The organism is Paraglaciecola sp. (assembly GCF_051252315.1).
Lineage (GTDB): Bacteria > Pseudomonadota > Gammaproteobacteria > Enterobacterales > Alteromonadaceae > Paraglaciecola.
Window position 1 is genome coordinate 1 of record NZ_JBPOFP010000160.1, and the last position, 8,124, is coordinate 8,124.

The following is an 8,124-nucleotide window of genomic DNA, read 5'->3' on the forward strand; positions in this document are numbered from 1 at the left end:
CATTAAGAATGATGTCGGTTGGTTAAGTGAAGATGAGTACCTTGATGTTTTTAATGCAATACCTCGGCAAACTGTGTATGTGTTCGAAACTTTTGAACGTATCAATAAAACAACAGGTTTGAGAAAACGATTGTCTTCAAGCTTTGTTTTAAGCTGGCAGAGCTTTAACAAGTTTCAACAATCTACAGATATACTCTTCTTGTATATTGTAACTGAACATCTAGATTGGGTGTTTTATGGAAATAGGGATATATGGTCTTTTTCAACACGACATATAACAAATACATAAACCGGATTTGTGGAAAAGCGCCACTAACCGGTTATGAAGAGTGTTGAATGTCCGCTAACGAGAAGATACTTAATTCAGCAAACATTCAAGTATCTTCAATAAATAACCCTAATTGATCCCGCATTTAACAAATACTACATCAATCCACAGATTTTTGAACGTCCGGAAACTGCCTCATAGGAGCCGTCCCAATACGGAAGCTCGTATGACCGCAACTCATTTGAGCCATTCAAATCATTTCGATAATAATTCAACCAAATAGCTGTTTCGCTTATGTGCGTTGCTGTGCGCTTCTGTAATGGCTCTAAGATCATCCGAACTGCCAACCATATGAATTTCATTCTCGGCTCTAGTGATTGACGTATATAACCATGCTCTATCAACGATTTTGCCCTTCTGTAGTGCGATTATGACTCTAGGAAACTGGGAGCCTTGGGCTTTGTGTAGGGTTATTGCATAACCCAACTCCATGCAATCGAGCACAGATTGAGTAATTTCAATCTTATCTCCAGAATCGAGGGTCACTTCACCGTAACTTTCTCCAGATGACTTAACGCTAGTTAGTGTGCCGAGCGAGCCGTTTTGAATGCCTTTGTCGTGGTGGTTTTGCGTAAATAGAATTGCATCATTCAATCTGATGTTTTGAAAGAATCTCTCACCGTGCATTTCAAACTCAAGCCTATTCCCGTTAGGGTTTACAGCCTCTTGCGTCAGTTTATTAATGTTAGCAACAAGTGCTTTGATTGGAGCCATAACACGACTGTTTTCAGGTGATTGTTGATACAACTCACAACACACTCGGGCGATGTTTTTTTTATTCGTTTCGTGGAAGTGAATAGCGCCTGTGCTTAATTGCTCTGGCACGACACCCTGATTAATGAGCTTGGAGTATTCGGGAATACCCGTTGAGCCTTCTTGACGCTTAACGATATCTAACATGGTATTGGCGATGGCTTCAGACATAACGATATCAGCGAGAACCTTGCCGCAACCTATAGGCGGCAACTGGTCTGGGTCGCCAGTAAATATAATCCGAACAGATGGATGGATATGATTGACCAGACGATACATTGTTGGAAGGTCAATCATACTCGCTTCATCAATGACCAGAAGATGCTTTTGTTGGTCTGTGTTCGGCTCGATTGGCTCTTCACGTAATAACTTAGCGATGGTTGATGTGTTGAAGCCGATTGATTCATGCAAACGCATAGCTGCTCTGCCGCTTAGCGCTACTGCATGTATTTCAAATTCCATCTGATGGTAGGCCTTAAGTGCGGTTCTAAGCACTGTTGTTTTGCCTGTTCCAGCCCCACCTGTGATGCAACTTACAGTGTTGTCCAAACACGTTGTTACTGCTTTTAATTGTTTCTTGGTAAGCTTATAGGGTAGCTCACCAACGGCAGACATATATGCAGAATTTGCATATTCGTCATAAAGGTTATTTTTATTGGCTAGTCCTTTTAGTCGTTTGGCTGCGACATTTTCCATGAGTAATTGCGCAGTTGGATGGTAGGTGCCAGTATCAGGGTTTAGGATGTATTGCGCTCTGTCGTGACCGGCTTTGAACGCCTGATTGACTAGCGCTTTTTCTTCAAGCAACTTGAGTAAGTGTGGGCGCAACATTTCTTGTGTTGTAAACGTATGGCCTTTATCAATCTCTTTTCTAATGGACATCTCAAGTGCTGCGCTGAGTCTGCGTGGGTCATTGTTTGTGACATCAAGCCTAAAGTCTAAGCCTGCGCCTATAGTGTCGACTTCCTCAAATGGCATTCCAAACCCAATCAGCACATACGGATTTTGCTTGATAGCCTCAATAGATTCTTCACCGTGATATTTCAATAAACGATGCTGAACACTCGCTGGCATCTTATGTTCGGTCATCCAGTTGCAATAACTCAGATTCTTATATTTTGCGTAACCTTCAAATAACGTAGTGATAGAATCTTCACTCAGTACACTTCTAAGCCGTCCTCTTGATTCAGGAGTATCTTTTCTAACCGTTGAGTGGAAGCTCTTACCTAGCAGCTCCCATAGCGCTCTAGCTTTGCTTTCTCCAATACCTTTGAAGCTTGCTTCTTTTGCGATAAAGCGAATCAGTTGCTCACCCGTTTCTGGTAGGCTGCATTCAATATGCACTGGTGATTCATAGGTATGCTGCTGCATCACGAAATCCCCCGTTGGCATTTCATCGATTGAACGAGCGCCTTTCACCGACCAGTGCTGACCAAGGGCAGGCTGTACGGGGATTTCATCAGGGTTGATTTTAATGGTGACGTAATACTTACCACTGTTGGCCTTGTATGAGTTTTTTGCTAGTGGCACACCACTGAATATCACCATATTGGTTGAGCTATAAGGGATGCTGGTAACGCGCATTTGGTCTTGATGGAGTACAACATTCATCGTGGCATGAATCCCATTTCAGACAGGGTTTCAGACAACTCCCCGAATCGCTCTAGCTTGCTCTCCAGCTCCTTAACCTTCGCTTTCAACTCAATGTTTTCAGCCTCTAGCCCAGAAACGCGCTTTGAATCGAGCAGCTTACGATTAGCAGTGTTGTCATATTGTTTTGGCTTGTCGGCATCTTTCTTTGCGGATTCGGTTAGTGGTGGGAGTACACCTTTATCTCGCAGTTTGTCTTCTAACGCCTTAAGCGCCTTTCTAAGCGCTGGGTTCTGGTTAAGGGCAGACTTACCGCAACCGACCCCTTTTGCTACTTCTATGCGGTTGAGCTTGCCTTTGAAGGCTATTTGTTTAAAGTCATCATCAGACTGAGTAGCTTGCCAAACTTCGAATGCTTCAAGGTTTTGCTGTGCTTTTTGCTGCCCACTTGCCATTATTCGTCTACCTCACCTAACAGCTTGCGTAGACCTGTTGCAAAGCCTCTCGGAAAGATCTCTGTGTTGTACTCCATGTCTTTTACTTGGCCTGCTTGAGTGGTTTGCCAATTGTGGTTTTCCATACATTCATCCGAGATAGCATAGGCTAAGGCTTTCTTCTCTGATTCCGTCAGGATGCCAGAGAGTGAAGGCAAGACTTCAACGCTCGGCTCTGCGCTTGCATCAAACTGACGCACAGGCCGCTTATCAATGGTAATATTCGCATGTTGTTTAAGTAGATTAACCTCTTTGCGGTAACGGTTACGTTCGGCAATGATTTGACCGAACAAGGCTCGTACCGCTGGGTCTGGAATACGCTCTAATAGCTTATTGTCCTGTGGGACAGACTTAGAGCGAGAGGTAGGCGATAACGGCTTCTTGGTGGTTGTCTTACACTTTGCTGCCCACGCTTCAATCAAGGTACGGTAGTGCTTGTTTTTCGTTGCTCGTAACGCTTCATATGCGGGGCCACTTTCGGCTGCTGATACACGCCCCATTTGTGTGATAGAGAAATCACGCTGACCTGATTCGGCATAGGCTTTCAGGATATCGTTAAGCTTGTCCAAATTCTTTTGGGTTCTCGGTACTTTGCCGTCTTTTAAGTCAGCCAAGATCACATCGATATTAATGTCCATTAGCCCTCCAATAACGCAGGTCGAGTAAGGTTTTCTAGGTGCAGCGCTTTATCAGTAAGCGCAGTCATACCTGCATTAAACAGTTTGTTTTCTTCAAGGTATTCGCCTGCTTCAATGTAATTAGCCACTTTACGGTAGCCTTCCATTTTATCGTCAGGGTCAGCTATCTTTGCCATTTGGCGTAGCATGGCATTGCCAGCGGTTAGCTGCTGTTTCTCATCCATTTCCATAAAGATAGGCTCAAAGCCCTTCTTCATAAGCGCACGACCAAGCTGCATGGAACGCTTTTGTATAGCAGGCGTCTTGCGCAATTCATCCTGTAAGTCTGGAAAGAATTCCGCATCATCACATAGAAGGGATAAGTGTAATAACTCAGACTCTGTTTCAACGAATCTCAAGGCATGACTAATATCTTGCTCATTACCTACTGCAATCAATTTATCTTTCGTGTCATCACTGTTTCTACCTTCTTCAACGTGGATAATTTTGCTGATTAACTCAAAACAGGCTATCCAATCTTTGGTGTATTCATCGGCCTCTACTTGTTGCTTTTCATAGCGGCGTTGCAATACCTGCATGTCATCATGTTTGGTAAAAGGCGTACCTTGCTCCTCACAGAAGAACTGCTCGTCTTTGAGGGCTTCCAATTCACCCTCGATTTCAACGGATAAGTTGGCGGCTTGGTGCGCCTTGTAGCTCAGTTGATTAAACTGGGCATTAAGCGCAGGAAGGTAACGTGCTTCGGTAATAAACCAACGGCAACGAATGCAGTTTTCAGGGCCGTGCGGTACGCTGTCATAGATGCGATTAGCGGCAGCACTTGCATCTTTAATCAACTCACCGCCGTTCCAGCACCCGCCCAATGTACTAACTTCATCGGATTTGACCGTATTACCGCCAACCAAACATAAGCCAGATGAACGCTCCTCCCAACCGATGGGGTTACGATTAACTAACGCCGCCTGAATGCTATCTTCTTTGTGATAGACCATCTTGCATTGGATTTGCGCCAGCGAGGCATCTTTGAGGAAGTTGTGTACTGACTGCTTGGCTTTACCCTTAAGCTCCCCTTCGGCTTCACTCATTTTTGACGCCATCACGGATGGGGTGATTTTGTTGTAGTAGATGGTCATTAGAATACGTGAGTGGCCTGCCAGCAGTTTGGATATGACAGGCAGTGGCAACTGAGTATCCATCGTGTAGGCGGTTATCAAGGATACTCGCAAGCTGTGCAGTGGGTGGTTCGTGGCAAACTTTTGGTTTTCTGGAGTGCCTTTTGGGTAATCCACAACCAGTTTAAGTCGCTCTCCATTATCAAGCGTATTACCTTGCTCAGCGAGCTGGTTTTCCAATGCTAGCAAGAGTCGATACCAGAAACTATTCATAGCCTTATCTTGAATTGGTTTGTGCTTGTCATCTCCTTTCGCTGATGCATCCCGAAACAGAAACGCAATTTCACCCATACTTTCTAACTGAGTTTGTGACTTCTGATTCTTAATATGTTTAGCTAGCAACGTGGTACAGTCTGTCAGTTTCGCTATCGGGTTGTATTTTTCCTGCCAGTTACGTAACTTTTCCAACCAGTACAACACTTCGTCGTTTTGCCAAGGAATAATGTAACCCCGCTCAAGTTCGTCTTTATTTTGGTCAGCGGTTTTGTTGGTGTTGATGTACAAGCCTGTTGAATATTGGCCTGTCATAGTGTCATGAATGCGGCGAAAGATGCCTTTACTAAAAGGGCGTTTTTCACTACCGAGCGCAAAGTCATGCTTGTCATTGAGCTTCCATTGACCTTTTTCATAGCGCCACGTATCCGCTTCACCGCTGTCAAGCATACGCACCTGATAGATGCGCAGTGGCAAGTGGAGTTTCATAAATACGACCATCGCTTTGACGGGCGACCAGATTTGGTGGAGGGTGATTTTTTTATTGTCTCTGGTAATTTTTTTAGTGCGCCACACGCAATCGGGGTCAGCTTTGTCAATCATCTCAGGCTCGACGTCGAACCAGTCGCCACTGCCACCTACTTTGCCTTGTCCTGACTGCTGCTGTGCCCAAGTCCAATGCTTGAAATGGCGATAATGATAGCTAGGCAGTAACGACTCGCCTTGCGGTAGGTTTTGCTTAATCACCCTCAGTTCCGCTTTATCTGGCAATGGACACAGGATTTGGCGCAGGTCTTGGATGTAACGATATGGCAGTGGGGTACGCACGGTTTCAGTGTGTGAATTTTGATGCTTAATTTTGCTCAGCGGATTGCGAACCAGTGGTGTTAAGTTGCCATTATCATCTTCTTCAGAAAAATGATGCTCAATGATGTAATCAATGAAGTAGCAGGAGTAGTTGATAGAGCTTGAGACTTCTGCGGGGGAGTTAATGGTTTTTCTAACCCTAGCTTCAAACTCTTCACTAGAGCAGTAGTGACGGTTATGCCCTTTGAAAAATAGGCCTACATCGGCTGCATAGGGAGCGCACTCCAACAGGTAGGACTCAAAGAAACGGCTAAGCGCATAGCGCTTAGCGCTAACTCCCGCATGTTGTGTTGCCATCCATTCGGCTGCTAACTCCTGCCATTGCTGCCACTCAGGGCCAAGGGTGCTGAGCATCCAAGAGAAGGTTAAATCCGATGAGCGTCCGTCATGCTTTTTACGTTTAGGTGCCATTATTTTCTCCCTAATTTTGGATGTTTGCCTGTGAAATAGCCTTGCGGGTCAATGTCGTCAAAACCATGCTCGACCAATGTTTTCCAATCCAGTGGTTTCACTTTGGACTCAGGATTTGCCAGTTGTAGCGTGGCCTTGTTGAGTTCATCGGAGATTTCCTGCTGCCCTTTACCTGTGTAGGGAACTTGAGACTCCATTGATTTATGGTGCATACAGCGACGAATGACTAATGGGTTAAGGCCTGAGCGCTCTAATCGTCTGCCATAGCTATGTCGATGACCGTGTGGATCAAGTCCTTCCGCCTTGTTTGGTTCTAAACCGATGCGCTTTAGTCCATTTTCATAAATGTCGTGAAAAGCGGGTAGTGTGTAAGGGTTGCCCAATGAACTGTGATGAAATGCAATGAACGCATAGGGGTGATGGCAGTCGATGCTGGCTCGATACTTCTGATAATTCTTCCACAGCGTCATAAACACCTTGCCATAATCGGTTGGAAACCACTGAACCCGTATGTAGTTATCGCGGTGGTCAACCACACGATTTTTCCAGCCAATGTGGGCTGTGCCTTTCATGCGGATACGAGGAATACGGGCAAATTGCTCTTTTAAGTATGCTTCTCTTGTCTTTACTCCTGAGCGACTGCGCCAACCATCAGGTGCTTTTCCGTCAACTTCGTTGTAAATTCGAACCACCGCTTTTTCGGGGTCATACGGATCTTCAAGAACATCTGTCACCCATAGAGTCAGCGCCTCACTCTCACGCAATCCACCACCGTGCATGAGCAGTAGGATTAACTTATCTCTGAGTGCCACACGCGGATCTTTTGCGCCACCGATACCTTCCTTGTAAAAAGCCTCCCAATGCTTATCAGGAAAGGCGATGGCATCATCTTCCGTTTTGGTTAAGGGAGTACGCCCCTTCATTGTGCGAGCTTTACGGATGGTTTTATTAACGGTTTTATCTTCGATGTGACCGAGGAAGTCATTTTGGTTTTTGCGATACCAAGCCGCGTAATTTAAACGCTGCTCATGGGGTGTGGCATCGCGTAATGGGTTCATTGGCTCTGTACCGTGCTTGTTAGCCAGCCAATCAGTGAATGCCGTTAATCGATGAATGTGTTTATTGACGTTATCAGTTGAGCTTGGCACCCAATACAAGCCCGAAGGATCTAAACCATCTTCACCGATAGTGCCTGTATACAGACGTTTAGCAAACGTTTGGAACAATATTTTAGGATCATCAAACAAGTCCTTGTTCGCTTCCATGTAATCCAAAAGCAAAGAAGTGGCTTGTATAAGACCATTCATAACGGAATTACTCAACCCTTCCGCTTCCATCTTGAGCAAGTAATCGGTAATAGAGGCAACTTCACCTTGTTCGGTGATCAAGATAGGAAGCTGACTTTTAATGCCCGTATTATCTTCTACGATGGTTGCTTTGACTTTTACAGATGACAAGATGAAGCCTTTCATACATAATAAACATACAATACACTTTATACCTTAAAGGTAATTTGTCAAATAAAAAGGCAGAAAATCTGCCTTAATACACATTATACACACTTTATGTTGCTCTATATTTTGTAAAAGCAAGGGCTTTTTTCTCAGGTTACTTAATGTCGTTCAACGCTTGTACTGCAGATACCGCAGTCGGCTTGA

General features: G+C 44.7%; 6 protein-coding genes. 1 reads left to right on the plus strand and 5 read right to left on the minus strand.

Annotation, left to right across the window (positions count from 1 at the left end; translation table 11 throughout):
* A partial coding sequence (locus ACSHXM_RS19875) for a hypothetical protein (RefSeq protein ID WP_435691805.1) occupies nucleotides 1–289 on the plus strand: 289 nt, incomplete at its 5' end.
* Nucleotides 290–523: 234 nt separating this feature from the next.
* On the opposite strand, the gene ACSHXM_RS19880 is transcribed toward ACSHXM_RS19875, so the two are convergent.
* Genes ACSHXM_RS19880 through gmtY form a run of 5 tightly spaced genes read right to left on the minus strand, consistent with a single transcriptional unit; the run spans nucleotide 524 to nucleotide 7,923 of the window.
* Nucleotides 524–2,692, minus strand: a complete 2,169-nt coding sequence (locus tag ACSHXM_RS19880; RefSeq protein ID WP_435691807.1) for an AAA family ATPase — start codon at nucleotides 2,690–2,692, stop codon at nucleotides 524–526.
* Complete coding sequence (locus ACSHXM_RS19885) at nucleotides 2,689–3,126, minus strand: VPA1267 family protein (RefSeq protein WP_435691809.1); 438 nt, start codon at nucleotides 3,124–3,126, stop codon at nucleotides 2,689–2,691. Before ACSHXM_RS19885 ends, ACSHXM_RS19880 begins: the two co-directional genes overlap by 4 nt.
* Nucleotides 3,126–3,803, minus strand: a complete 678-nt coding sequence (gene gmtX / locus ACSHXM_RS19890) for a gamma-mobile-trio protein GmtX (RefSeq protein ID WP_435691811.1) — start codon at nucleotides 3,801–3,803, stop codon at nucleotides 3,126–3,128. The genes ACSHXM_RS19885 and gmtX overlap by 1 nt, the downstream gene beginning before the upstream one ends.
* Nucleotides 3,803–6,466 carry a gamma-mobile-trio integrase GmtZ gene (gmtZ, locus tag ACSHXM_RS19895; RefSeq protein WP_435691813.1) on the minus strand — a complete coding sequence of 888 codons (2,664 nt, stop codon included), beginning with the start codon at nucleotides 6,464–6,466 and terminating at the stop codon, nucleotides 3,803–3,805. The genes gmtX and gmtZ overlap by 1 nt, the downstream gene beginning before the upstream one ends.
* Nucleotides 6,466–7,923, minus strand: coding sequence for a gamma-mobile-trio recombinase GmtY (gmtY, locus tag ACSHXM_RS19900; RefSeq protein ID WP_435691815.1), 1,458 nt, complete (start codon nucleotides 7,921–7,923; stop codon nucleotides 6,466–6,468). Before gmtY ends, gmtZ begins: the two co-directional genes overlap by 1 nt.
* Nucleotides 7,924–8,124: the final 201 nt, after the last annotated feature.

Excerpts from the sequence above, each read along its gene's own strand:
- gmtZ (WP_435691813.1), bottom strand. The coding sequence starts at position 6,466 with ATGGCACCTAAACGTAAAAAGCATGACGGACGCTCATCGGATTTAACC.
- gmtX (WP_435691811.1), bottom strand. The coding sequence starts at position 3,803 with ATGGACATTAATATCGATGTGATCTTGGCTGACTTAAAAGACGGCAAA.
- ACSHXM_RS19880 (WP_435691807.1), bottom strand. The coding sequence starts at position 2,692 with ATGAATGTTGTACTCCATCAAGACCAAATGCGCGTTACCAGCATCCCT.
- ACSHXM_RS19885 (WP_435691809.1), bottom strand. The coding sequence starts at position 3,126 with ATGGCAAGTGGGCAGCAAAAAGCACAGCAAAACCTTGAAGCATTCGAA.